Here is a 25,396-nt window from a genome sequence, read left to right as displayed (position 1 = left end):
CTTACTCTGGCCCCATGCAAAGCTGTCAGGTGGATTGCAGTTGGCTACCGACCGGCAATTGCCGCAGCCGCTTGCCGGTGGCCGCGTAAATCGCGTTGGTCAGAGCGGGCGCGAGCGCCGCCGTGCCCGGCTCGCCGATGCCGCCTGGCGCCTCGCTGCTCTTCACGATATGCACCTCGATCGGCGGCGTTTGATCGATCCGCAGCATCCGGTAGTCGGTGAAGTTGTTCTGCTCCACGCGACCGTCCTTGATCGTGATCTCGCTATAAAGCGCGGCCGTGATGCCGAAGATGATGCCGCCTTGCACCTGAGCTTCGATCGTGTTCGGATTCACGACCATTCCGCAATCGACCGCGCACACGACCCGCTTGACGGCCACCTCGCCCTGATCGACCGCCACGTCGACGACGATCGCGAAGAAGCTGCCGAACGCATGCATCACCGAAACACCGCGACCTTGGCCCTTCGGCACCGCACTGCCCCAGTTCGCCGCCTGCGTGGCGGTATTGAGCACGTTCAGCGCGCGTGGCGTTTTGCCCAGCAGATCCTGGCGATATTTGACCGGATCGACTTTCGCCTGCGCGGCGAGTTCGTCGATGAAACTCTCGACCACGAAGGTGCCGCGCGTCGGTCCCACGCCGCGCCAGAACGCGGTGGGAACGGCATGCGGTTCCTGGCGCACATAGTCGATCAGTTGATTCGGCAGGTCGTACGGCAGGTCCGAGGCGACCTCCACCGCGTCCGGGTCGAGACCGTTCTTGAACGCCGGCGGTGCGAAACGCGCCATCACTGACGAGCCGACAATCCGGTGCTGCCACGCGATCGGCTTGCCGTTCGCGTCGAGTCCGGCGGAGATCTTGTCGTAGTAGTACGGCCGGTACATGTCGTGCTGGATGTCTTCCTCGCGCGTCCACAGTACCTTCACCGGCGTCGACACCTGTTTGCCGATCTTGACCGCCTGCGTGACCATGTCGAACTCGAGCCGCCGGCCAAAGCCGCCACCGATCAGATGGTTGTGCACGACGATTTTGTCAGCGGACAAACCCGTGACGGCAACCGCGGCGTCCACCACCCGCGTCGGCACTTGCGAACCGAGCCAGACATCGCAGCCGTCGGGCCGCACGTGCACCGTGCAGTTGATCGGTTCCATGGTGGCGTGCGCGAGGAACGGTTGCTGATATACGGCGTCGACGCGTGTCTTCGCGTTTGAAAACGCGTTGCCGACGTCGCCATCTTTACGCGCCACCGCGCCATTGCGCTGCGATGCAGCGGCGAGATCGTCGACGATCTGCTTCATCCCTATCTGCGCGCCCGCGCCTTCGTTCCATTTGATATCCAGCGCTTGCAAACCGCGTTTGGCAGCCCACGTGTGATCGCCGATCACGGCGACCGCGTTATCCAGCTTGACGACCTGGCGCACGCCGGGAATCTTCTTCGCATTGGTATCGTCGACGCTGGCGAGCGTGCCGCCGAACACCGGGCAATTCGCGATGGCCGCGTAGACCATGTCGGGCACGCGCACGTCCAGTCCGAACATGGCCGTGCCGTCAACCTTCTCGGGTGAGTCGAGACGCTTCGCCGGCGTGCCGATCAGCTTGAAATCTTTCGGGTCTTTCAACGGCACGTTCTGCGGCGCGGGCAGCTTCGCCGCGGCGTCCACTAACTGCCCGTAACCGATGCTGCGATTACTCGCCGCATGAATCACCTGCCCGGCTTGCGCATGACAGCTTGCCGGATCGACTTGCCATTGCTGCGCGGCGGCGCTGATCAGCAACACGCGAGCGCTTGCGCCCGCCTTGCGCATCGGCTCCCAGGCATAGCGGATCGACGTCGAACCACCGGTGAGCTGGCCGCCGAGCAGCGGGTCCATGAAGAGCTTTTCGTTCGGTGGCGCATGGTCGAGCGTGACCGAGTCGAGCGGCACTTCGAGCTCCTCGGCGATCAGCATCGGGATCGACGTGTAGATGCCTTGCCCCATTTCGACCTTTGGAATCACCAGCGTGACTTTGCCCGCCGTGTCGATCTGGATGAAGGCGTTCGGCGCGAATACGCCGTTTTGCGGCGCTTCGTCCGCATCGCCGCCGATTACCGATTTGCCGGCCTTCTGGTCCTGACTGGCGGCCGGCATGCTGAAGCCGAGCAGCAAGCCGCCGCCCGTTGCCGCGCCTACCGTGACGCTGAACTTCAGGAACGTGCGGCGCGTGATGCCGCCCTTGCCGCCCTTCGACGGCTGCGCGCCGTTTTGAGCATCGAGCAATCCCTGGGACATGTCAGGCTCCCTTCGCGGCTTGCTTGATCGCCGCGCGGATGCGGTTGTACGTCCCACAGCGGCAGATGTTGCCGGCCATGGCGGCGTCGATATCCGCGTCGGTCGGATTGGGGTTGCTCGCAATCAGCGAGGCCGCCGACATCACCTGCCCCGACTGACAGTAGCCGCATTGCACGACGTCCAGCTGACGCCATGCCTGCTGCACCTTCTGGCCGGCCGGCGTGCTGCCGACCGCTTCGATGGTGGTAATTTTCTTATCGCCGACAGCCGCCGCCGGCAGCACGCACGAGCGCACCGCGACGCCATCGAGATGCACGGTGCATGCGCCGCATTGAGCGATGCCGCAACCGAACTTGGTGCCGGTCAACCCGACAAGGTCGCGCAAAACCCACAGCAGAGGCATGTCGGGCGGCGCGTCGACAGTATGGGTCTGGCCGTTGATGTTGAACGTTGTCATGGGCGGCTCCGGGTGGGATTTATTGTTTATCAGTCTGTTTAGACAGAGACGTCGAACCAAAACGCAAAGACTTGCCGTGTTTATTCGACAAGCCGCGCTAATACGCGATGCGGCTGCAGTTCAATGAGGACAGTAGATGATGCGCAGCGCGAGTGCGCTGGAAGAGACCTGGAAATTGTAGCCGCGGAGAAAGAAGTTCGCAGACTGAGTGCACATGTCCGCAGCATGCCCACGCGACGAGAAAGACGCGGCCGCCGCCCCCGCTGGAAGTGAAACGAGAGTCAAATCAATGCGTTACCATTGTCGCATTGGCTTGATCTGACGCGCTTTGCGTACGCGCATCATTCTTATTGATGCATCCTCGAGCGATTTTGTTAGCATGGATCTGGCTTGACCCGATCGCCCGGCTTGATCCGGCATGACTATCCGAAGGAGCGACAAGATGAACGACCAGCAATGCATTCAATTCCTCTCGGAGATTCGCAGACCGCTGTTGGCGCTGCATAAGTCGATTCTCGATCACGAGCGCGCGTCGTACGAAAAGGAATTCGGCCCCGTGACGCCGGCGGCCTTCCTGCAGGTGCTCATCAACGGCTCCGCGTTCCGCTGGCTCACGCCGCTCTCCACGGTGATCGCGAACGTCGACGAGATTCTCGACGATAAAGAAGCGGACGCCACCGACCGTCTCGCCGCAGTCGAAGCCGTCACCGGCCTCTTTTCTCCCGACCAGCCCAACAACGCGTTCCTGCCGCGCTACTTGCCGCTCCTGCATGCCGACCCGGCGATCCTGCATCACCACGGCCAGGTCTCGCAACTGCTGCGCGGCACTGAAGCGAAGTAGGCGGCGGCGCATTACTTCGCCTGGGCTTCGTTGGCGTTAGCTGGACGTCCTCGCTGTGGTTGAAGGCGGCAGCACGGCGTCCCGTGATGGCTGCGCCTTCGGCTCCCGAATTCGCTCACCATTGCGAGGCGCGCATTTCGGTCGATCACGCGCCGTCTGGTTGATGTCTCGTCGAATACAGAATCGACGCGTCCTCGACGATTACCAGGCTTTCCGAATTCAGCCAAACACAACGACACCTTATTTCAAGGTGATTTATGCTCGTTTCGTAACAGTGCGCGGTGTCCGCAGTGCTCTGCCGATCAATCCGGCGACGCTGTGAGTCACACTCTTTTGAATTTGCCTGGCTTTGCTGAATAAAACAAAGGTGAGCTTTTGCGGGAGGCCTTTTGCGCGGGGTCTTCAGAGGATGCTACGACAAACCGGTCAGCGCGCTTTGGCGGGCCCTGCTAAGGTAAGCAGACCTTCTCGCGACGCTCCCCGCTATGCAAAACTGGCCGCTTCCCGAAAGCTATACGTTCCGCGATCAAACCGTGCGCTTTCGCGTGACCGGCAACGGTCCGCCTCTGGTGCTGGTTCATGGCACACCGTTTTCTTCGTATGTGTGGCATCGCATCGCCCCGCACCTCGCACAAATTCGCACCGTGTATTACTACGATCTGCTTGGCTACGGCCAATCCGAGCAATGCGACGCTCAGGACGTCTCGCTCGGCGTGCAGAACGTGTTGCTAGCGGAATTGCTCGCGCATTGGCAACTGAAGAGTCCGGACGTCGTCGCGCACGATTTCGGCGGCGCGACTTCCTTGCGCGCGCATCTCATTGACGGGTGTGACTATCGCAGCCTCACGCTGATCGATCCGGTCGCCGTCGCACCTTGGGGTTCGCCGTTCGTGCGGCACGTGCGCGAACACGGCGCGGCCTTCGCCGGGCTGCCGCCATCCATCCACGAAGCGGTGGTGAAGGCATATGTGCGTGGCGCCATCGCTCGCGACATTCTGGACGAGGAACTCGCGCCTTATGTGACGCCGTGGCTCGGAACAACGGGCCAAGCCGCGTTCTACCGACAGATCGCCCAAATGGATCAGCGCTACACCGACGAGGTCGAAGCACGTTATTCGCAGATGCGTTGCCCGACACAAATCCTGTGGGGCGAAGAAGACCAGTGGATTCCGCTCGAACGCGGCCGGCAGTTGGCGGCGGTCATACCCGAGGCGCGCTTTCAACCCGTGCCTAAGGCCGGTCATCTGATGCAGGAAGATGCACCCGAAGCGATCGTCGCGGCAGCGTTGCGGTGGTTCGATTGAGATTGAGGGCGCGCAGGCGTTAGCCGATCTGTCCAGTACTGGAGCCAGACACATGGATGTGACAAAGCAGCGAACCCGGCAAATGATTGGCCGGGTTCGCTGCTTGTCCAGAGGTGGCGAACAATCGCCGGCTGGTGCCTAGCCGCGGCCTTGCGGCAAATACGGCATCGGATCAATCGGCTTGCCGTCGCGGCGCAACTCGAAGCCTACGGAGACGCGCGAGTTATTCTCGTCGCCCATCTCGGCGATCTGCTGCCCCTGCCGCACGATGTCGCCGATTTTCACCAGCAGCTTGCGGTTGTGCGAGTAGGCGGTCAGAAAGTCCTTGTTGTGCTGGACGATGATCAGACTGCCGTAGCCATTCAGACCCGTGCCGGCGTACATCACCTTGCCGTCGGCCGCGGCCCGCACCGGATCGCCGGCCTTGCCGCCAATTTCGATGCCGCGCGTTTCGCCCGGCTGGAACGCCTCGACTACGCGGCCACCCGCAGGCCACGCCAGCAACACGCCGTTCGCATGCCGGGAAGTCTCCTGCGCGACTTCGCGCGCCTCGGCGGCGCTGGGTGCGGGTGATTGCGTGGCCGACTGCGCCGTTGCCTGCGCGGCGGTTGCCGCCGATGCCTGCTGCGCCGCGAGCGGAAAAGCGGGCGCGGACGCCGCAGCAGCTTTCGCAGCGGCCGCCGCCGCGTTTGCCGCTGCGTTTGCCACATTAACCGCCCGCACCGTTTCCGGCGAGGCGACATGCAGCACCTGCCCCTTCTTCAACCGCGAAGAAGGCTTGAGGCCATTCCACGCCTGCAACTGCCTGACACTGCAATGATGATGCTGCGCGATGCGCGCCAAGGTGTCACCACGCTTGACGCGATACACCAAAGGCGGCGCCTTTTTAAGCGGCGTGCCGTCGTCAGCGGCTAGCTTGACCGACGTGCCTGCGAGCGCATCGGAAGCCGGCGCTGCAGCCGCCGCCGGCACACCGGACGCAGCCGATGCACCCGATGCCGCACCGGTTTGCGCGCCCTGCTGTCCCACATTCGCACAACCACTGACCGCCAGCGCGACCCACGCGCCAGCCAGACTGGCCATCATTGTTCTGTCGAAACGCTTTCCCAACATGTTCGACTCCTGCTTTTTTATTGGCGGACCGAGTGCTGCCCTGTCGCGTGGGATGCGCGCGTTCTGACGAAGCGCTGCTTTCTTTCGCGACACAGCGAGGCCGCCTCGTGCGGCCCCACCCGTGCCCTGCCGTCCAACCCAATCCCTCTCGCGTTGCCGGATGCTCGGACGCTCAGGCTCTCGAAGCCCGATGCCGGAAGCTCGGATACCCCGATACCCCGATACCCGAATGCCCGGACGCCCAATATCAGGCGATCTTCCGCGAAAAGGGCCAGATTGCCGATTAAAATTCACGCGGAATTGTAAAGTGCGTTTTGCAAAAAGCGTCCTGCCCCACACATTCTGATACAAACCTTACGCACGGTATTGCAGATATGGTTGCGTGTGCAACCAATCCGGCGCCGCAAGCCCTTGAGCAGCCGCTGCCCGGTGCAGGTCCGGTCGCCGCGGCCCTGGCCGCCTAACCCGGCGCACAAGGTCGGTCCGCGCCTTATGCGTGGTGTCGGCCTGACGCCTCTACGCGCACGATCGCAAAGACATGTGAACGGCTGCGCCGCCGGACGACCTGACGGCAACGTTTGCTTTAACGGCAAAGCGCCGCCAAAACTTGAATTGCCGGTCGGCGCGAGCGTGAACGTGGAGCGGAAAATGCGTGGGCGAGCGGACGGGCGCAATGCCCGTCCGGCTCGATAAGACCAGGTCGACTAGCTGTAGGTCTGGCCTTGATACTTCACGTAGCCGACCGGGTGGTGCGTGAAGTGCAGTACCGGTAGAACGGGGTTGTTGTTATCGGCGGTTGGATAGGCGCTGGCTTCGGCAATGTATTCGCCTTGCACCTCGATCGGTTGCCCGACCTGCAAGCCGGGGATTTCCTGCGCAAGCCCTTCGCTATCACCGAAGCGCACGGCAACGAATACTTCAGTGCCGACGAGGTTCTGCGTGCCGCCGTCGAACTTCACGACCGTGTCGATCGTGATGACAAATTGCTGATGATTGGCGGCATGGTGAAACTCCGGGGCGAGGAACACCTTGCTGATCGTGCCTTGCACACAGGCCAGCGGCGCACCCAGCGAGTTAGCGTAGCTATGGTGGGGAAGCGTCTGCGGCGCGCTATTAGTCATGAAGTCTCCGTGAAGGGAATCAGATTGGCCTGCGGCGAAACGTAGGGCGCGCCGCCGGGCGGCAACCGCGCGATACCATTTGAGCAAACCATGACGCGTGAGTTCATTGCACGCCATTCACAGATGCATAACACGCATAAAAAAAGCCGGTACCTTTAACGGCACCGGCTCTTCCTTACATAACGCCTGACGCCAGACTTGCAGCGCCCTGACGCATGGCATGTTTCATCGCAACGCTTTCACCGCATCGGCGGTGACGTCGGCGGGTTGGCCGCCATACGTCGCGCGCAGATAATTCGCGAGTTGCGCGAGTTCCGTGTCGCTGAGTTGCGTGGCGAAGCCCGGCATCTCCTGCATCCGTTCGAGGCCCGGGAAATCCTGCGCGCCAATGCCGTCGAGCATCGCCACGATCAGGTTATGCGCATCGCCTTGACGCACTGTCGAGTTGCCGTGCATCGGCACCGCGACGTGCGGTTTGCCCTCGCCGCCAAGGCCGTGACAGCCGGCACACACCGCGAGATACACATTGCGCCCCGCCTCGAGTTGCGCGGCATCGGCGGAGACCGATTGCAACGGTTGCGGCGCTGGCGCCTGGTCGCCGAGCAGATAGGTCGACATCGCGCGCAGATCGTCATGCGTCATGTACTGGCTGCTCAGATGCACAACCGGATACATCTCGCCGAAGGCCGAACCTTGCGGCGCAATGCCGGTGGCGAAGAACGTCTGCAGATCCGCAGCCGTCCAGCCACGCGCCGCCAAACCGTGCGGCGTGATGTCCGGTGCGGCGATCCGGCCGAGCGCCGCGCCCGTCAGCGGCTTCGCACCGTCGAGCTGGCCGAACTTGCCGCGCGGCGTATGGCATTCGGCGCAATGACCAAGCGCGCTTGCCAGATAGCGTCCACGATTCCAGTCCGCCGACCCCGTGGGAGATTGTCCCTTCGATGCGTCCGGCAACGCGTCCTTCAGGAACACCCAGTTCCAGAAGCGCACGCCAAAACGCATGTTGAACGGGAACGACAACTCCGGTTCGTGGTTCGCCACGGCAGCCGGCTTCTGCGCCATCAGATACGCGTAGATCGCATCGCTATCCGCGCGCGACAACTGGCGGTAAGACGTGTACGGCATGGCCGGATACAACTGCTTGGTCGGCGTGACGCCGTCGTGCAGCGCCTTGTAGAGATCGTCCGCGCTCCAGTTGCCGATGCCGTGGTCCTTATCCGGCGTGATGTTGGTGCCGTAGAAGGTGCCGAACGGCGAAGCCAGTTTCACGCCGCCGGCGAACGGCGCGCCATCCGACGTGGTGTGGCAGGCGGCGCAATCGGCGGCTTTCACGAGGTAACGGCCGCGCGCAAGAGGATCGGCGGCGGTGGATTGCGGGCCCAATGCGGCGGCTGCCTGCATCGCAGCAGCGGAGTCGTCGTGTTTGCCGCAAGCACTGAGCAAAGCAGCCGTGCCGAGCAACAGCAACGCACGACGCAAATTCATCGAGGGGCTCATCATGCGGCGTCCTTTACGAGGCCGGGCGTCGTCATCACGACTTCCTTCACGGCTTCGTAGTAGCGCACGTAGCCCGTGCAACGGCAGATATGGTCGTTCAGCGCTTCGGTGATGGTTTGCTCGACCTGGTCTTTGACAATCGGCTGACGCTTCAGACGTTCGATCAGCACAGTCGCCGCATTGACGAAACCGGGCGTACAGTAGCCGCACTGAAAACTGAAGTGCTCGAGAAACTTCTGCTGGATCGGCGACAGTTCGACGACCTCGCCTGCTTCGTTGCGCTTTGCGTGGCCTTCGATCGTGCGGATGGTTTTGCCGTGGAAAAAATTCGCGCCCGTGATACAGGTGCGCACTTCTTCGCTGGTGCCGTCCGGCTTGTCGACGATCACGACGCACGCGTGGCAGATGCCCTGGCCGCAGCCGAGGCGCGAGCCGGTCAGATGCAGGTACTCGTGCAGGAAATCGATCATCATCAGACCGGCGGGCACGTCGGTCGGGCCGACGATCTCGCCGTTCACCTTGACCGACACCGGCAGCGTGCGGAAATGCGTCAGCGGACGCTCGACCACGGTTGCGGCCGGCGCGCTGGCCGGGACGCCTGCAGACGCCGCCGCACTGGAGGCAGCGAAAGCCGGGTTAGCGGCGGCAGCGCCCGAGGCGCCAGCAGCAGCGGAAGCCGCGGCAGCAGCGGATGCGTTAGAGACTTTGCCTGAGGCAACGGCGGCGCTCGCAGCATTAGCGGAAGTTTGAGTGGGGGCCGTCATGCGAGCACCTTCTGAATACGTTGCGGGGTGACCGGCAGGTCGGTAAAGCGATGTCCAATCGCGTGCGCGATGCCATTCACGATCGCGCCGACCACCGGAATCATCACCACTTCGGCAATGCCCTTCGGCGGGTCGGTCTCGGTCAGCGGCGGCAGCACTTCGCCGGTCTGGGTCCAGACAGCGACGTCCGTCGCGCGCGGCAAGTGGTAGCGATTGAAGTTCCACGTGCCGTTGCCCGGGCCGTCCTCGTAGAGCGGCAAATACTCGTGCAGCGCATGGCCGATACCCATTGCGAGACCGCCTTGCAACTGACCCGACACAAGTTGCGGTGAGAGCTGATTGCCGCATTCCATGATCGAGTGATGCGCGAGCAAGTCCACCTTGCCGCTCGCTTCATGCACCGACAGTTCGACCAGCGTGCCGACCGCGCTGTAGTAGGTGACCGCCGCGTTATTGCGCTGAACCGGCGGAATGAACACGCGCTGACGGTCGAGCACGCGGTAATGGTTCGGCGTCTTTTGCAGTTTCTTTTTATCGGCCGAAGCGTTATCGCCATAGCGCAGCGCGAGGCCGTCGAGCGGCAGACGCTCAACGCTGCCGTCGATCTCGAAGTCCGACTCGGTCCATTGCCAGCGATTGAACACGTGCACCGTCGCACCGGTAACCAGACCCAACTCGTGCGCTTTCTTCGCGAGCTGTTCGAACGAAAGCGCTTCGAGCCCCGCCGCGGACAGCTTGCCGTCGACCCAACGCGCGTCCTCCATGCGCACCACGAGCGGCGCGGCTTGACCACCGCCGCCGCCCTGGCTCCAGATCGCCATCGCCGCCGGCCACAAGCCGTGCGCGAAGACGACGCGCGCCGCTTCGCGCGTGCTGTGCGTGAAGTAAAACGCAGAGTTCGTCGCGCTCGACGGCGACGCATAACCCGGCGACCAGCGCGGATTCGCAGCGAGCTTGTCCTGGTCCGCTTGCGACATCATGTACGGATCGCCGCTCGTGACGACCGGCAGATCCGGCCAATCGGTGACCGCGACATGCACGTCGGTAGCCGGCTTGCCGAGCCACTTCGCCACTGCGATTGCCTGCGAGGTCGACATGCCGGTGCCGATTTCGGCCGCCGTGTGTTGCAGGCCGATCTTGCCGTCGGCGCTGAACTCAACCTTCGCGAACGAGGTTTCCGCGCCCGTGCCGAAGTCCTTCTGCACGCAGGCAAAGCCAACCCCATAACGCTTGCCCGGGTGCGCGGCTTCGAACTCGGCTTTACGCTTCGCGCGATTCACCCACAGCGGATGAACCTTCGCCTTCTGCAACACATCGTCGACGCGAATCGCGCCGGCGGGCACGGCGCCCTGCGTGTTTTTCATGCCCGAACGCAGCGCGTTTTTCAGGCGGAAGTCGATCGGATCGAGATTCAGTTGCGCGGCGATTTCGTCGACCATCATCTCGGTCGCGGCCATGCTTTGCAGCGTGCCGTAGCCGCGCGCCGAACCGGCGTCGATCGCACGCGAGGCGATGGCAACCGCCGAGAGATCGTTCTTCGGAAAGTAGTAGATCGATTGCGCAGCCGTCGCGCCGACCATCGCCACCGACGGCGAGAAGTTGCAACGACCGCCGCCGTCCGCTTCCATCGCGGCCTTGAACGATTGCAGCAGACCGGTGTTCTTATCGACGGCGATCCGGTAGTTCATCTTGAACGCATGGCGTTTCAAGGACGTCTGGAACTGCTCGTAGCGATCGTTGGCAAGACGCACCGGGCGTCCGTCCGCATACATCGCGCAGACGAGGCCGTAGAACGGCACGTTGAAGTGGTCCTTCGAACCGTAGCCGACCGTATAGCACGGGTGCATGAACAGATTCTTCACCGGGAACGCACATTTCGCGACCATGCCTGCCGCGCTTTCCACGACTTCCTGCGGCGCCTGGGTCGGCACGACCATGTGCAGCGATTGCGTCGCCGCGTCATACCAGCAGTTCGCGTTGTCGGGTTCGAGCGCGGCCGTGTCGATCGACTGCGTGTTGTACTCGCGCTCCAGCACGAGCCAGTCCGCCGACGGATGATCCAGTTCCTGCTGGATCTCTCCGGCATGGAACATGCCCTGCTCGTCGAGCTTGCCGTGTTCGACGCCGTCCGGCCACACCGGCTGGTGCTTGCGCATCATGCTCGGGAACACCGGTGCGTCTTTCAGACTGGAGAAGATGTCGTCGTCATACGGCGTCTTGCCGCCGACGCGCACGAAGCGGAACGTGCCCCACGGATCACGTTCGAGCGGTCCGGTTTCTGCGCCGTAACGGATGATCTGATCCTGGAACTTCAGTTTGTCTTTCGCGAAGCGGAAGCGCGCGAAGTCGTGATAGATCAGGATCGCAACCGCCTGGCCGAGATACGCGGGCGTCTTGCCCGGCGGCAGCAACATGTCGTCGCCGTAGAAGGCCGGGAAGATCAGGCCGTCGCGCGTCAAGTCGGCCGCTGTGACCACGCGGTCAGGCTTCAGTTCGTCGCCGAGCAGCGCCAGGTCGAAGCCTTCATAGCTGCGGTCGGCTTGCGTCGTGCGCAGGATGAAGGCGTGCGACTGCTGCTGCGGCCAGTGCGGCATGTCGGCGGCGCGGATGTCGCGCGCGAACACTTTCGAGCCGGTCACTTTGGCGATCCCGTCGATGCGGAATTTCGCCTGGCCGTTGGCGGCGTCCCACTGAACCGGCGTCAGAATTTTTTCTTCGAACAACGCAGCGAATGCGCGGCTGCCCATCGGCGCGATATACACCGACACACCCGCCAACACGCTGGCCTTCAGAAAACTACGACGCGAAAGGTCGAGTTTCCCCATGGACTTCTCCTTTAGTGAACACAGCGGCAACCCGATAGCAGGACGAACGCGGAACACAGGCCGTCGCGGCGTGGCCGCGTACAAGCTTACACGCGGCGGAGCTGCACTGAACGGCTGTAAACCACGAGGGAGGTGTTCGAATCACGGGCGCTTGCGCGCGCCCGGGCGTACCGGCGACGTGCAGCGGCCATCACTTCGGCTATGCCGCAGTCGATCTGATCTACCTTGAACTACCGTAAGTTGCCTTTTTCCCTGCCCTACAGAGGGCAAGGGCCGGGATTATCGCGCCGTTTAGACACCCGGTGCGTCATTTTTTGTCAGCTATCTCGTAAATAACGGATTGGGTATGAGGCGTTATGGCGGCGGATTTACAGCGCGTTTTAATCTATCTCACGAGTTGATTACGGCCGCTATTTTTTCGAGAAGCGCATTGAATCCTTTCGTCGCGATCGCTGCTTTTGAATCGCGAGCAGATTCAATCAAGCACGCAAAATCGTGATGCCCATTGCTTCGAACGGCGCAGTAAGCGCCTCTGCCGTGTTCCGCTCAACGACGATCGTGCTGGCCGCCGACACGTCCGCAATCTTGTAGGCCGACGCCGCATTGAGTTTTTCCGCCGACGCCAGCACCACCGTTTCCGCCGCATGTTCCGCGAGCGCGCGCTTGACGTACGCTTCCTCCATATCGCCGGTGCTTAGGCCCGCTTGCGGATGCACGCCGGTCACGCCCATGAAATAGAGGTCGGCGCGAACGTGGCTGAGGGCTTCAATCGCTGCGGCGCCCACGTTGACCATCGAATGCCGGAACAGGCGCCCGCCGATCATGATGACCTCGAGCTCCATGTGCTCCGCCAGTTCGACGGCGACGCTCGGGCTGTGCGTGACGATCGTCGCCCGCAAGTCGCGCGGCAGATGACGCGCCAGTTGCACGGCAGTCGTGCCGCCGTCGATGAACGCAATCTGGCCGCGCCCGATCAGGCTCGCCGCCGCCCGGCCAATCGCCGCTTTCGACGCCGATTCGATGTGCTCTCGCCCGGCAAAATCCACCGCCGCCGGCGACGCCGGCAACGCGCCGCCATGCACGCGCTGAAGCTGCCCCTCGGCGGCAAGTTCGCGCAGATCGCGCCGGATGGTGTCCTCCGAGACGTCGAACGCCGCACTCAAGGTCTTGGCAATCACCTGGCCGTCACGCTCGAGCGCTTCAAGAATCAACTGTTTTCTTTGCGATGTGAGCACGGCGATGATCCTGTTAGCATTTTTGCGGATTGCACGAAATTTCTTGTTTTTGCACGATACTGCACGATACCATGAAATGCATGCGGTGCAGACCGCGTTTCCCAACAGGACAGGATGCGAGCCATGAACGAGATCGCCGAGCGGGTGCGGATTGTCGACGTGAAAGTGCTATCGGACGACTGGTACGTGCTGAAGAAAACCACCTTCGACTACCAGCGTGCGGACGGCAGCTGGCAACGCCAGAGCCGCGAAACCTACGATCGCGGCAACGGCGCGACGCTGCTGCTGTATGACGCGCGCCGCCGCACGGTGGTGCTGACGCGGCAATTCCGCCTGCCGGCGTTCGTCAACGGTCATCACGGCATGCTGATCGAGGCGCCGGCGGGCCTGCTGGAGGCGGCCTCGCCTGAGGAACGCATCCGTGCCGAAGTCGAAGAGGAAACCGGCTACCGCGTGCACGAAGTGCGCAAGGTATTCGAAGCCTTCATGAGCCCGGGTTCGGTCACGGAAAAGCTGCACTTTTTCGTCGCCGAATACGATGCAGTGGCCAAGGTCGGCGCGGGTGGCGGAATTGCCGACGAAGGCGAAGACATCGAGGTGCTGGAACTGCCGGTGGACGAAGCGCTGGCGATGGTCGAGCGCGGCGAGATCGTCGACGGGAAGACCATCATGTTGTTGCAGTACGCAAAGTTGAATCTGTTCGGCGCGTAGGCGTCGGCTCGCAGGTCGCAGGTCGCTCGACAAGACCGAAGTGACGGGCATGGTCGCATACGCCGCGTGTGACGAGCGCCCTGCTGCCGCTACCGCTGTTCTGTCAGCGGCCTGGCCACGAGCCAGGCATTTCGGATTGATCCCACGTGATGTTGGGAAAGGGACGATATGTTGAAGAACGTCAAAAAAATATCCTTACGGGTCCTTTTGAAGCCTGGTTGCCTCGCAGTCAAAGCGAGGCCGGTCTTTAAACAGGAAAGCCATTTCCGTCAGTATATTTTTTTACTTCGCCAGCTCGATAAAGCCGGCGGATGATTTGAGGTTTAAGTGGATTCTCTTAATTCAGCGAACAGATTCATGGGTGGTTTCTTTTTCGGCGCCCTGGTCGCTGCAATCGTGATGGTGTTGCTGTGCAATGCCGGTGAATTTTCGCCGTTTATGGCGAAGCTGCATGCTTTGGAGCAGGTCATCGTGACCGCGCTCATTTCCCTCGTTATTGTCGACGCAAAGCCATTGGCCTATAAAACCGTCTGGCGTGAACGCCGCTGCAGCTTCGTACTCGACGAAGATCTGAGCGCGACCATTCGCGGCAGGACCTTCGGCATTCCCGCCGGCGTGGTCATCGGGATTCTGGTTCAGAACTATGTGATGAACTGAATCGACCGTGCCCCTGCCAGAAGTAGACGGCCGTCTCGCCCTCCCGTCGTCCCTAGAACTTATGCCGTATCGCCGCGCGCACCACGACCTGTTTCGACGTCGATGACGGCGACTGGGTGCCGGGCGTGAAGGCATCGTCCAGAATCGAATAGGTGGAGTCGCCGGTCACCTGCTGATATTCGCCCTGAACATACACGTCGGTGCGTTTGGACAGGTTGTAGTCCGCCATCAAGCCGAACGAATGAATTTTCGGCTTCACGCCGCCGCTCGAGGCGTCGTAGGTTTCCATCGTGTACACGTACTGCGCGCCGACGAACAGCATCGGCGAAATCTGATACTTGCCGTTCACCTCGAAGTTCTGATACTTCAGCGAGTTCAACAACACGCCCGGCGCCACAAGCGGCGTCACGCCGAGATAGCCGTTACCGGTGGGGTCCAGATAGTTCGAGTTGGTGTACACGAAGCCGGCGGTGGCCGGGCCGAAGGTATACGTGATGCCGCCGCCGAACACGCGCATGCGGGCGGCGATAAAGCTGGCGTCGTTCGCGGTGATCGCGCCGTTTGAGCCGTTGCTGGGATTGTCGGCCTGCAGATACGCCGCGGCCACCAGCAGTCCGCCGTAGGTGTACTGGCCACCGAAACTGTACGCGCGATTGTTGGCAAAGTTGGTGTCGTTGCTGAAACTGTAGACGCCGCCGAACTGGAAGCCCGAGAGCGACGGGCTGGTGTACTTGACGCTGTTGTCGAGACGGAATGAGTTGTCGGTGTTGTCGTTATCGTACGGATGCGAGAACAGTGAACCGGCCCAGTTGCCGTTGGCTGTAGCCTGCGCCAGATAGTCGACCACCGAATCGTACTGGCGGCCGAACGTCAAGGTGCCGTATGGCTCCGAGCTCAAGCCGACGAATGCCTGGCGGCCGAACATCCGGCCGCCCTGATTGAGCCGTCCGGAGCTGACGTCGAAGCCGTTTTCCAGCTGGAAGATTGCCTTCAGGCCGCCGCCCAGTTCCTCGGCGCCTTTCAGGCCCCAGCGGCTGCCTTGCGCATCGCCGCTCGCGAGTTCATAGACATGGCCGCGGCCGACATTGTTCGTGTAGTTGATGCCTTCATCGAGTACGCCGTACAGCGTCACACTCGTCTGGGCACAAGCAGGCAGGGAGAAAATTGCTAACGAGATGGCGGACAAAGTGGTGGAGACAGCCAGCGCGAACACTTGCTTGTTCATGAAGATCTCCCTGAGCTCGAGCAATGGGACAACTCGATCCGACCGCTTTCTTTTTGACGCTTCTCGAGGCGTTTATCGACCCCGACGCGCTTTGAGGAAATCCTCACACGCCGTTACGTCGCCGTCCATCGGGTGTCACGCCCATATCTCAAAACGTTGCGAAATCTCCACTGCGTCGGGCAGCCCCTTTTTTCGCAGCGCTTATTCAGGTAAACGGCGCCGCGCCACCCGGACTTAAGCCGACTGTCGCATGGGCCCTGCCGTCCCTGCGCGTTCCGTAGCGGCTTGTCATGGAAGGAAATATAATCGAAAGCTTTTGCGGCGCCGCAGCGGAACTCCGCGCCGTCAAACGGGTCATTTTTAAAGGCCTCTGCAACCGAGCCTCGCATGCCCGGTTCAAGCGGCGACGCGGATGGCCGCCCCGCGCGGTGGACCTCCGCGGGGCGGCCATCCGCGGGGCGGCCGTCCGCCGCAACACCCATTCCAATTTCAAAAAGCTTTGTGAGACGCTTGCCGCGCTGGACTACCTGGCGCGCCGTCGCACGGGGCTGCTTTTGGCGCCACACAATGCAAAAGTCGCAATCGCGTTTGCTTGAGCTCGATTTTTTTCGCGGGCTGGTCCTCCTGATCATCGTCGTCGATCACATCGGCGGCAGCATTCTGTCGCGCGTCACGCTGCATGCGTATGCGCTGTGCGACGCGGCTGAAGTCTTCGTGTTCCTCGGCGGCTTCGCCACGGCGACGGCCTACGCCGCGCTCGCCGAACGGCGTAACGAGGCGACCGCGCGCAGCCGCTTCCTGCGGCGCTCGCTCGAAATCTATCGTGCGTTCCTCATCACTGCCGGCTTGATGCTGCTGGTCAGTGCAGTGCTGAGCGCGTTCAGTATCGACGGCCCGAATCTCGCCACCACCGATCTCGACGATTTGATGGACACCCCCGTAGCCGCCCTGCGCGACATCCTGCTATTTCGGCGTCAGCCGTATCTCGCTTCCGTGCTGCCGATGTACGCGTTCTTCGCGCTGCTGGTGCCCATGATCCTGCCGCTCGCGCGCAGCAAGCCGTGGCTACTGCTGGCCGGCAGCATCGCGCTGTGGGCGGGCGCACCGGCTATCGACGCCTACCTGCCCGCCGCGCCGGACATGCACTGGGATTTCAACCCGTTTGCCTGGCAGTTGCTGTTCGTGCTCGGCGTGCTGGCACGTTGCCAGCCGGTTTATCAGCGGATCAGCGCGCACCGTCTCGGCTGGCTGGTCAGCGTGCTGGCGTTCGCCGTGGTCGCCGCCGCGGCCTACTACAAGCTTTTTATCGAACGAGAACCGCTCGATGGCAGCCTTAAGCAAAACCTCTCCTACCTGCGCGCGGTCAATTTTCTCGCGATTGCCTGGCTCGTCGCGAACCTGATCCAGCTCGGCTGGGCAAGAAAGCTCGCTCAATGGATGCCGTGGGTCGGCATGATCGGCCGCAAAGGGCTGCTGTGCTTTATCGCGGGCGCCGTGATTTCGCTGGTCGTCGATTCGGTGCTGTATGCCGCGACCGACGGCTATCTGAACTATCCCCTCGGGCTGGTGGCGGATGCATGTGCGGTCGGCGCACTGTTCGCCGTCGCCAAGGCGTCGGAGCCGCTCAAGCGCTTAACGACGCGCCTCTGGAGCTTGCGTCTCAGAACGTCGCCCTGAGTAAGCAGCGTGCGCGTGCACGCGCGAGCTTTGGGTGTGTTGCCGCTTGCTGTGTTGGCGTCTGTCGCTTACCGCTTGCTGTTTTCCGTTTGCCGCTTGCCGCTTGCGTGCCCAACGAGAAACCACGTTGTCGCTTCTCCCGCTTGCCGCTTGCCAATTTCCACTGCCGATACTGATAGCATGACGGCCGCGCGCAACCTGCGCGGCGGCCTCTTACTCTGACATGCGTCTATTCCTACATTCCGCACTCCTCGCGCTGTGCGCTGCTGTCGGCACACCGGCGAGCGCCAGCACCGTCATCAGCCGAAGCTTCCATTCCGAAGCGCTCGGCCGCGACTGGGCCTACACGATCTATCTGCCCACCGGCTATCGCCACGACGCCGCACGCATTCCCGTGCTCTACCTCCTGCACGGCAACAACGGCGACGCTAACGACTGGCTCACACAGGGCCACCTGCAAGCGACCGCCGACGCACTGATCGAGCACAAGGAGATGCCGCCGGTCGCGATCGTGATGCCGCAAGGCGGCACGGACTGGTATGTCGATCGCAAGGAGAAGATGGAGACCGCGTTCTTCGGCGACCTGCTGCCCGAGATCGAGACGCGCTACGCGGTCGCGACGCAACGCGGCGGGCGGATGATCGGCGGCGTGTCGATGGGCGGTTTCGGCGCACTGCGCTACGCCATGACGCAACCCCAGCTCTTTTGCGGCGCGCTCCTGTTAAGTCCCGCGATCTATGCCAATGAGCCGCCGCTCGCATCGGCGGCGCGCCGTGTCGGCGTGTTCGGCGACCGGCAGTTCGATCCGCACGTCTGGCATGCGCTCAACTATCCGGCGCAATGGGAACGGTACATGAGCCAGTCGTATCGCCTGCCGATGTTCATCGCCGCTGGCGACGATGACCTCGCGATCCAGGCCGATGCGTCATCGCTGTATACGCATCTTCGGCTGGCGGGGAATCCGGCGGCGCTGCGCATCATCGACGGCGGCCACACCTGGGATGTCTGGAGCGCGCTGCTGCCCGCCGCACTAAAATATACGTTGGGCTGCGTCAAACAGTCGGCGCGCGATCAGGAGAAGTAGGCCGGCGCATCAGCCGGCGCGATCAGGAAAAGTAGGCCGGCGAATCAGCACTCCTGATTGCGCCGGCAAATTGCCGTGCAACTATTGCACGAGGTCGCTCCACAGCACCACGAGCACGGTCATAAGCGCGGGCCCGATGAAGAGGCCGAGCAAACCGAACGTCTCCGCCCCGCCGAGAATGCCGAATAGCACCAGCAGGAAAGGCAATCGCGTCGAATTGCCGATCAGCACCGGCCGTACGAAATGTTCAGCGACGAACACCACGACTGAACCGAACACCGCCAGCCCAATGGCCCCGGCAACCGAGCCTTGCGAGAACAGCCACAAGGCCGCGAGGCCGAACGTGACCGGTGCGCAGAACGGCAGCATCGCGGCGATCGCCGTAACGAACGCGAGCAACGCAACGTGCGGCAAGCCGGTCACGCAATAGGCGACACCCATCAACACGCCCTCCCCGAGCCCGACCACCACCAGCCCCGACACCGTGCCGCGCACGGCCGCAGCCATGCGCTCGAGCAACTGCGCGCCGTCGTCACCGAAGCCACGCCGCACACCTTTCATCAGCGAGCCGGACAGACGCGGCCCCGCCTGAAAGATCACGAACAGCGTGACCAGCATGAAGGCAAACACCATCACGTCGTGCGCCGCACGCGCGCCGAAGTGGCGGCCGAGCGTCATCACCGTGGTGCTGTGCAGCCCCTTCATTGCCGCCGAGTCGCGCAGCGGCTGAGCGAGATTGGTCTGCCACCAGGCTGAAATCTGTTGCACGCCGAACGGCAGCCGCTCGATGATGCCCGGCAGCGGAATACCGTTTTCCTCCGCAGCCTTGAACCAGTCCGCCATGTCATGCGCTTCGCGCAGCGCCTGGGCAATGCCGATACCGACCGGCAGCACTACCAGCAGCGCGATCGCGAGCGTCAGCACCACGGCGATCAGCGTCGTGCGGCCGGTGAACCAGCGGCTGCCTTCCACCTTTTTCAAAAGCGGCCAGAGCGCGATCGCAATGACGCTGGCCCAGGCCACCACCGCGATGAAATCGCGCACGACCCACAACGCCAGCAACATGAGTGCGATGTAGAGAACGAGTAATGCCGTCTTCTGCTTTTTCAGGCGATCAGGCGGTGACGGCGATTCGGGCGGCGCTACGGGAGGGCGTGAAATCATGAAAGCTCTTAGGGTCTTGTGGATATGCGCGCGAGCCGTCCGGGAAAATGCAAACCCGCTACACTTGCGCGGCACGGTCGCTCATCAATAACCACATCTTAAAGGAAGCACCGGCGCCCTTTACAGGCGACATTCTCGTCGCACTCCGTACAACACTCCGTTGCAAAAATCCACGCTATCGTAAATTCACAGCGCATAAAGCCCGCAAAGCCCCGTCCTTTCGGCTAAGCGTGGATGTCAAGTTTCATTGTTGCTGTTTAGAGAACAGTGTTTCAACCGCGGCACAATGGCTATCCGGCGCGCACGGGACTACATTCGGCACACCACAATACGGAGCCGACGATGATGACCTTAGAGTCCATCCCCCTTGACGGTACCAATGGCGTACGCATCGAAATTCTCGAGCGCTCCGACACCACGCTGGTGATTCGCTGGGTCGAACCGGGGCGCTGTCATTATGGCGAGCAGCGCTGGCGGCGACGCTCGGCGCATACATCGGGAACGTGCGCGGTAACGCGGCGCAAGATTCGCCGCGGCGATGCGGTGTTTAAACCGGCTGAACGGCCGGCGCCCTCGAATGCTTCTGCGATGATCTGTGCCGAGGTTTTTTGCGAGCTTGCTGAGGCCTAAGGTTTTCGCCTCGACGGCACTTTGCTGGCGTGCGCTTAGGACACTTGCCGTCGTTGGCCCCCTCGTGATTTATTTGCACTGACTCTCTCTCGGGCCTCCTCCTTTCCCGGCGGCACTCATACACGCTCGGCGCCGTTCGTCAACTTTCTGCCTGCTAAAGGCCACCACAAAAGGCTACTGCGGCGGGTGGACAGTCAATCTGCCACCGAGCCCCAAAAGCCTGATTGCGGCCCTTCGCCACGTGCGCTAAGGTGATCCTCGTTGCGCCAGGTCACCACACCTGCCAGACGCGCACTGTTGAATGAATGTCCTCCATCCCATTCGAACGCGCCGCAGCCCGTCTGGCGGCAAACGAGAGGCGACACCATGGCAGAAGACACCCCGGAAACCCGCGCCGCCGCGATTCCCCCCCGCCAATTAGTTGCACCGCAACAATTCTCTCTGGACGTTCTGCTCGAGAAATACGCGAAAGGCGACGAGCAATCGGCCGACGACGTGTTCAAACGCGTCGCCCGCGGCGTTGCTCAGGCGGAGCCGGAGGCGCTGCGCGAGTCGGCGGAAGCGCTCTTTGTCGACAATCTGCGGCACGGCGCGCTCGGCGCCGGGCGCATCATGAGCGCGGCAGGCACGGGCATCGCCGCCACGCTCATCAATTGCTTCGTGCAGCCGGTCGGCGACGCGATTCAAGGGGTCGACGAACACGGCCTGCCCGGCATCTATGTGGCGCTGCTGCAAGCGGCAGAAACGATGCGCCGCGGCGGTGGCGTCGGCTACAACTTCTCGGCGATCCGGCCCAAGGGGGCCCGCGTTCATACCACCAGTTCGTCGGCGTCCGGGCCGTGCAGTTATATGGACGTGTTCGACGCCTCCTGCCGCACCGTAGAAAGCGCCGGCTCGCGACGCGGCGCGCAAATGGCCGTGCTCGACTGCAATCACCCCGATCTGATCGAGTTCATCGAGGCGAAACATTCGAAAGGCCGCTGGAACAACTTCAACGTGTCGGTGGGCGTCACCGACGAATTCATGCGTGCAGTCGAAGAAGATCAGCCCTGGCAGCTCGTACATGGCGCCGAGCCGTCGCCGGCGTTGCGCGCGGCCGGTGATGTGCGGCAACGCGAAGACGGCCTGTGGGTCTACAGCGAAAGGCCCGCACGCGAGATCTGGGACCGCATCATGCGCTCCACCTACGATGTCGCCGAGCCCGGCATCGTGTTTATTTCGCGCATGAACGAGGACAACAATCTACGCGCCGTCGAAACCATCCGCGCCACCAATCCGTGCGGCGAACAACCGCTGCCGGCCTATGGCTGCTGCAACCTCGGACCGTTGAACCTCACGCGTTTCGTGCTCGATCCGTTCGCGCAAATGAAAGGCCGCAAGCCTTCGTTCGACTGGGACGGTCTCGCCAAACGCACCCGCACCCAGGTGCGTTTTCTCGACGACGTGCTCGACGTCACACTATGGCCGCTGCAGCAGCAATATGACGAGTCGCGCGCCAAGCGGCGCATCGGCGTCGGCTTCACCGGCCTCGGCGATACGCTGGTGATGCTCGGCCTGCGCTACAACTCGCAGGAAGGCCGCGACTTCGCGGTGCGCATTGCCCGGCTGATGCGTGACGAAGCCTATCGGGCGTCGGTGGAACTGGCGCGCGAGCGCGGCGCGTTTGAGTTGTTCGACGCCGGGCGCTATCTGGAAGCGGGTACGTTCGCCTCGCGTCTGCCCGACGACATCAAGGATGCGATACGCCAGGACGGCATCCGCAACAGTCATTTACTGTCGATCGCGCCGACGGGCACCGTCAGCCTCGCGTTCGCCGACAACGCCTCGAACGGCATCGAGCCGGCCTTCTCGTGGACCTACACGCGCATGAAGGTGATGGCCGACGGCGGTCGCGAATCGTTCGATGTCGAAGACTACGCGTATCGCCTTTATCGCGAGCTCGGCGGCGATGTGAACAAGCTGCCGGACTACTTCGTCAGCGCACTCGAAATGTCGGCGCGCGAGCACCTCGACATGATGGCCGCCGTACAGCCGTACGTGGACACGTCGATCTCGAAGACGGTGAACGTGCCGGCGGACTATCCGTTCGAAGCGTTCGAAAGCCTTTACTTCGACGCTTGGAAAAACGGTCTCAAGGGTCTCGCCACGTATCGCCCAAATGAAACGCTCGGCGCGGTGCTGAGCGTGAGCCCGCCGCAAGCGGACGACACGCTGGCCGAGACCGATCAGGATCCGCTGCGGATCGCGATCGATCATCGGCCCAAGGGCGAGTTGCCGGCGATCATCGAAAAGGTCGAGTACCTGACGCAAGCTGGCAAGAAGTCGCTTTACGTGGCGGTGTCGTTCATCGAAGTGACGGGGCGGCTCGGCGGCGAAGACGTCAGCATCGAGCGCCCCATCGAGTTCTTCATTCCGACCGGTCAGCGCGACGAATCGCAGCAATGGATCACGGCGACAATGCGTTCGCTGTCGCTCGCGGCACGCGGCGGCTTTGTCGCGCGCAACTTGCAGGATATGCGCAAGGTCTCGTGGGATCGCGGGCAGGTGCGGCTCGGCGAGGTGCAACGTCTCGACGGTCACCGCACGCCGCGCTGGCATGATTCCGAAGTGGCGGCGCTCGCCTTTGCGATCCAGCAGATTCTGCATCGGCGCGGCTTTCTCGACGCCGAAGGCAACCAGGTGCCGTCGCGCATGCTGGCGCGTTTGCCGCGCGGGCAGATGAGAGCGGAGACGGCCTTGCCGGCGGATTTCGGCATCCGGCCGCATCCTGGCGACGCGGACGACGAGTCGACCCTGACGCAGCCCGGCGGTGTGCAAGGGCTGCACACCATGCTCGGGCGCAAATGCGGCTCTTGCGGTGCGAACGCGGTGATCCGCAAGGACGGGTGCGACTTCTGTACGGCGTGTGGTGAGGTCGGCGCGTGCGGGTGAGTGGCAACTGAGAGCAGCCCTATGCTGCCGCGCACGGGCGAGCGCCTATGCTCGCCCGGCTCTACATCAAGTTGGCTCGCGGGCGGCAACGTGCCGCCGCACCAACGCCTGCCAATCAAGTTGATCGTGCGCGGCACGATCGCACGGCCTCGCGAACCCGTGCAGCTGCCGTCTCATCAGCCGACTCGGGCGTAATACAGATTCTGCGGATGCTTGGCTTCGGCGAAGAAGAACCAGCGTTCTGCCACGAGGCCGGCGTACTGCACCAGACAGGCGGCGGCCAGCAAGCCGAGCGAAACGCCGATCGAGTGCAGGCCTGCGCCTACTGCCATCAGCACGACAGGCACGGCAAACGCGGCCACGAGAAAAGCCCATTTGACTCCGCGCAGCGTCCCCGCCGATTTGCCGTGAAAGAACTCGCGCAGATTGAACGCGCCGGCGGTAAAGCCGCGTGAGACCTGTACGAGCTTCGGGTTTTTGATGCCCGTCGCGCTCTGCACGGTGGACTTCGGCCGCAATCGCGCGTTACGCACGAGCGATGCCGAGCGGCTCGCGCAGCCGGCGAGCGTCAGCACGCAGGCACAGACTGCCAGACCCGCTGTCAGCCCCGGCGCGAACCACGCGGTCATCGCCGTCGCCAGCGTGAAGCCGGACGCGCAACCGAGCAACACGAAGTTGACCAGCGTGAGCGGCGTGGCCCACTCCTGTAAAAAACGCAGGCATGCGTAGATCATCGCCGAACAGACAAACAGTGCGGCGCTCGCCAGTACGCCGAGCCAACCTATCGCGAGTGACCACGGCGAGCCGAACCCGTGCGCGACACCATAGAAAAACGCGCAGGCGAGAAACGCCGGCAGGCACAAACATTCACGCGACAACCACGACGTACGCCACATCGCGACCGCGCGCCACGCGCGCTCCGGATGCCCAAGATGGAAGAATGAGGCGATCAGCCCGAGGCCGCCCAATACGACTGACAAGCCCGCACCGGTGACATAGAACGCATCCGCGGGCGCAACGAGAAAGCCCCGATGCGCGGCCGTCTCCACGCCGACGAGCGCGATCAGCAGGCCCTGCGCCGCGCCGCTCAACGTCGTGAGAAAAACTACCGAAAAAGCCGGATTCATCGCTGGGTCCTTTAGATACGCGTCGCCATCGACGCAAGATGCAGTTCGCCGCGCTCGAGCCGCGCATCGAGCGATGCGGGCGCATCCAGGGCCGTCCCCGTGTCTTTGCACGAGCAGGCGCCGCTGCCACACCCCGAGGCGGACGTCGTGATGCGCGGCAAATAGTGGTTCGCCGGTTTGGTGTTCCACTCAGGCATCAACTGATAACCGCCGCGCTCCTCGATTGCCTTCGATACCACCGACTCCGGATCGTGGATGTCGCCGAACAGTCGCGCGGAGGTCGGGCATGCGAGCACGCATGCCGGTTGGCGGTCGCGTTCTGAGAGGTTTTCATCGTGAATGCGATCGACGCATAACGTGCACTTGGTCATCTCCTTGCGCGCTTCGTCGAGTTCGCGCGCGCCGTAAGGACACGCCCATGCGCAGTATTTGCAGCCGATGCATTTGTCGAAATCGACCAGCACGAGGCCGTCTTCCTTGCGCTTGTAGCTGGCGCCGGTCGGACACACCGGCACGCACGGTGGGTCCTCACAGTGCAGGCACGACTTCGGGAAATGGATCGTCTCGGCGTTCGGGTAGCTACCGGCTTCGAAGCTCTGCACGCGGTTGAAGAATGTGCCGGACGGGTCCGCGTCGTAGGGATTCAGGTCGGCGAGACTGCCCGATTCACCCGACGTGTTCCACTCCTTGCAACTCGTCACGCAAGCCTGGCACCCCACGCATACGTTCAGGTCGATCACCAATGCCATCTGAGTCATCAATCG

At 62.7% G+C, this 25,396-nt stretch carries 20 protein-coding genes; 8 read left to right on the top strand and 12 right to left on the bottom strand.

Translation table 11 applies throughout. From position 1 onward, the window contains the following. Positions 1–25: 25 nt before the first annotated feature. Both HHL24_RS38425 and HHL24_RS38420 read right to left on the bottom strand, forming a co-directional pair. Positions 26–2,269: a xanthine dehydrogenase family protein molybdopterin-binding subunit gene (locus tag HHL24_RS38425; RefSeq protein ID WP_169490525.1), complete on the bottom strand. Its 2,244-nt coding sequence runs from the start codon at positions 2,267–2,269 to the stop codon at positions 26–28. Between the two features lies 1 nt (position 2,270). Further along, on the bottom strand, positions 2,271–2,726 hold the full coding sequence (locus HHL24_RS38420; protein WP_054036421.1) for a (2Fe-2S)-binding protein: 456 nt from the start codon (positions 2,724–2,726) through the stop codon (positions 2,271–2,273). A 442-nt stretch (positions 2,727–3,168) separates the two neighbouring features. Between HHL24_RS38420 and HHL24_RS38415 the strand changes: the two genes are divergently transcribed. After that, on the top strand, positions 3,169–3,567 hold the full coding sequence (locus tag HHL24_RS38415) for a hypothetical protein (protein WP_169490524.1): 399 nt from the start codon (positions 3,169–3,171) through the stop codon (positions 3,565–3,567). Between the two features lie 485 nt (positions 3,568–4,052). Next, positions 4,053–4,871, top strand: a complete 819-nt coding sequence (locus tag HHL24_RS38410) for an alpha/beta fold hydrolase (protein ID WP_169490523.1) — start codon at positions 4,053–4,055, stop codon at positions 4,869–4,871. Positions 4,872–5,009: 138 nt separating this feature from the next. Here the strand turns inward: HHL24_RS38410 and HHL24_RS38405 are convergent, their stop codons facing one another. The 6 genes from HHL24_RS38405 to HHL24_RS38380 form a co-directional block, all read right to left on the bottom strand. Beyond that, positions 5,010–5,984 carry a peptidoglycan DD-metalloendopeptidase family protein gene (locus HHL24_RS38405; RefSeq protein ID WP_206003200.1) on the bottom strand — a complete coding sequence of 325 codons (975 nt, stop codon included), beginning with the start codon at positions 5,982–5,984 and terminating at the stop codon, positions 5,010–5,012. A gap of 704 nt (positions 5,985–6,688) precedes the next feature. Continuing rightward, positions 6,689–7,105, bottom strand: coding sequence for a hypothetical protein (locus HHL24_RS38400; protein ID WP_169490522.1), 417 nt, complete (start codon positions 7,103–7,105; stop codon positions 6,689–6,691). Between the two features lie 225 nt (positions 7,106–7,330). Then, the gene (locus tag HHL24_RS38395) at positions 7,331–8,605 is read right to left on the bottom strand and encodes a cytochrome c (protein WP_230417751.1); all 1,275 of its coding nucleotides are present in this window, start codon (positions 8,603–8,605) and stop codon (positions 7,331–7,333) included. Then, positions 8,602–9,366, bottom strand: coding sequence for a (2Fe-2S)-binding protein (locus tag HHL24_RS38390; protein WP_169490521.1), 765 nt, complete (start codon positions 9,364–9,366; stop codon positions 8,602–8,604). Before HHL24_RS38390 ends, HHL24_RS38395 begins: the two co-directional genes overlap by 4 nt. After that, complete coding sequence (locus tag HHL24_RS38385; protein WP_169490520.1) at positions 9,363–12,191, bottom strand: xanthine dehydrogenase family protein molybdopterin-binding subunit; 2,829 nt, start codon at positions 12,189–12,191, stop codon at positions 9,363–9,365. The genes HHL24_RS38390 and HHL24_RS38385 overlap by 4 nt, the downstream gene beginning before the upstream one ends. 479 nt (positions 12,192–12,670) lie before the next feature. Beyond that, the gene (locus HHL24_RS38380; RefSeq protein ID WP_169490519.1) at positions 12,671–13,426 is read right to left on the bottom strand and encodes a DeoR/GlpR family DNA-binding transcription regulator; all 756 of its coding nucleotides are present in this window, start codon (positions 13,424–13,426) and stop codon (positions 12,671–12,673) included. A gap of 123 nt (positions 13,427–13,549) precedes the next feature. Between HHL24_RS38380 and HHL24_RS38375 the strand changes: the two genes are divergently transcribed. Then, positions 13,550–14,137, top strand: a complete 588-nt coding sequence (locus tag HHL24_RS38375) for an NUDIX domain-containing protein (protein ID WP_169490518.1) — start codon at positions 13,550–13,552, stop codon at positions 14,135–14,137. Positions 14,138–14,494: 357 nt separating this feature from the next. Continuing rightward, on the top strand, positions 14,495–14,794 hold the full coding sequence (locus HHL24_RS38370) for a hypothetical protein (protein WP_206003199.1): 300 nt from the start codon (positions 14,495–14,497) through the stop codon (positions 14,792–14,794). Between the two features lie 52 nt (positions 14,795–14,846). On the opposite strand, the gene HHL24_RS38365 is transcribed toward HHL24_RS38370, so the two are convergent. Next, positions 14,847–16,019, bottom strand: coding sequence for a porin (locus HHL24_RS38365; protein ID WP_169490516.1), 1,173 nt, complete (start codon positions 16,017–16,019; stop codon positions 14,847–14,849). A 567-nt stretch (positions 16,020–16,586) separates the two neighbouring features. Between HHL24_RS38365 and HHL24_RS38360 the strand changes: the two genes are divergently transcribed. Together HHL24_RS38360 and HHL24_RS38355 are read left to right on the top strand one after the other, a co-directional pair. After that, positions 16,587–17,696: an OpgC domain-containing protein gene (locus HHL24_RS38360; protein ID WP_169490515.1), complete on the top strand. Its 1,110-nt coding sequence runs from the start codon at positions 16,587–16,589 to the stop codon at positions 17,694–17,696. Between the two features lie 223 nt (positions 17,697–17,919). Next, complete coding sequence (locus HHL24_RS38355) at positions 17,920–18,780, top strand: alpha/beta hydrolase (RefSeq protein WP_169490514.1); 861 nt, start codon at positions 17,920–17,922, stop codon at positions 18,778–18,780. Positions 18,781–18,861: 81 nt separating this feature from the next. Here HHL24_RS38355 and HHL24_RS38350 read toward each other — a convergent pair whose 3' ends face one another. Continuing rightward, positions 18,862–19,944 carry an AI-2E family transporter gene (locus tag HHL24_RS38350; RefSeq protein ID WP_169490513.1) on the bottom strand — a complete coding sequence of 361 codons (1,083 nt, stop codon included), beginning with the start codon at positions 19,942–19,944 and terminating at the stop codon, positions 18,862–18,864. A 345-nt stretch (positions 19,945–20,289) separates the two neighbouring features. Between HHL24_RS38350 and HHL24_RS38345 the strand changes: the two genes are divergently transcribed. Then, entirely contained in the window at positions 20,290–20,574 is a 285-nt protein-coding gene (locus HHL24_RS38345) for a DUF3331 domain-containing protein (protein ID WP_169490533.1), read from the top strand. A gap of 366 nt (positions 20,575–20,940) precedes the next feature. After that, a complete protein-coding gene (locus HHL24_RS38340) occupies positions 20,941–23,505 on the top strand; it encodes an adenosylcobalamin-dependent ribonucleoside-diphosphate reductase (protein ID WP_169490512.1) in 2,565 nt (854 codons plus the stop codon). Positions 23,506–23,681: 176 nt separating this feature from the next. Here HHL24_RS38340 and HHL24_RS38335 read toward each other — a convergent pair whose 3' ends face one another. Then, positions 23,682–24,632 carry a dimethyl sulfoxide reductase anchor subunit family protein gene (locus tag HHL24_RS38335; RefSeq protein ID WP_169490511.1) on the bottom strand — a complete coding sequence of 317 codons (951 nt, stop codon included), beginning with the start codon at positions 24,630–24,632 and terminating at the stop codon, positions 23,682–23,684. A gap of 11 nt (positions 24,633–24,643) precedes the next feature. Further along, positions 24,644–25,390, bottom strand: coding sequence for a 4Fe-4S dicluster domain-containing protein (locus tag HHL24_RS38330; protein ID WP_169490510.1), 747 nt, complete (start codon positions 25,388–25,390; stop codon positions 24,644–24,646). Positions 25,391–25,396: the final 6 nt, after the last annotated feature.

This window comes from Paraburkholderia polaris (assembly GCF_012927345.1).
Lineage (GTDB): Bacteria > Pseudomonadota > Gammaproteobacteria > Burkholderiales > Burkholderiaceae > Paraburkholderia > Paraburkholderia polaris.
This window is presented reverse-complemented; position numbering and strand designations above follow the sequence as displayed.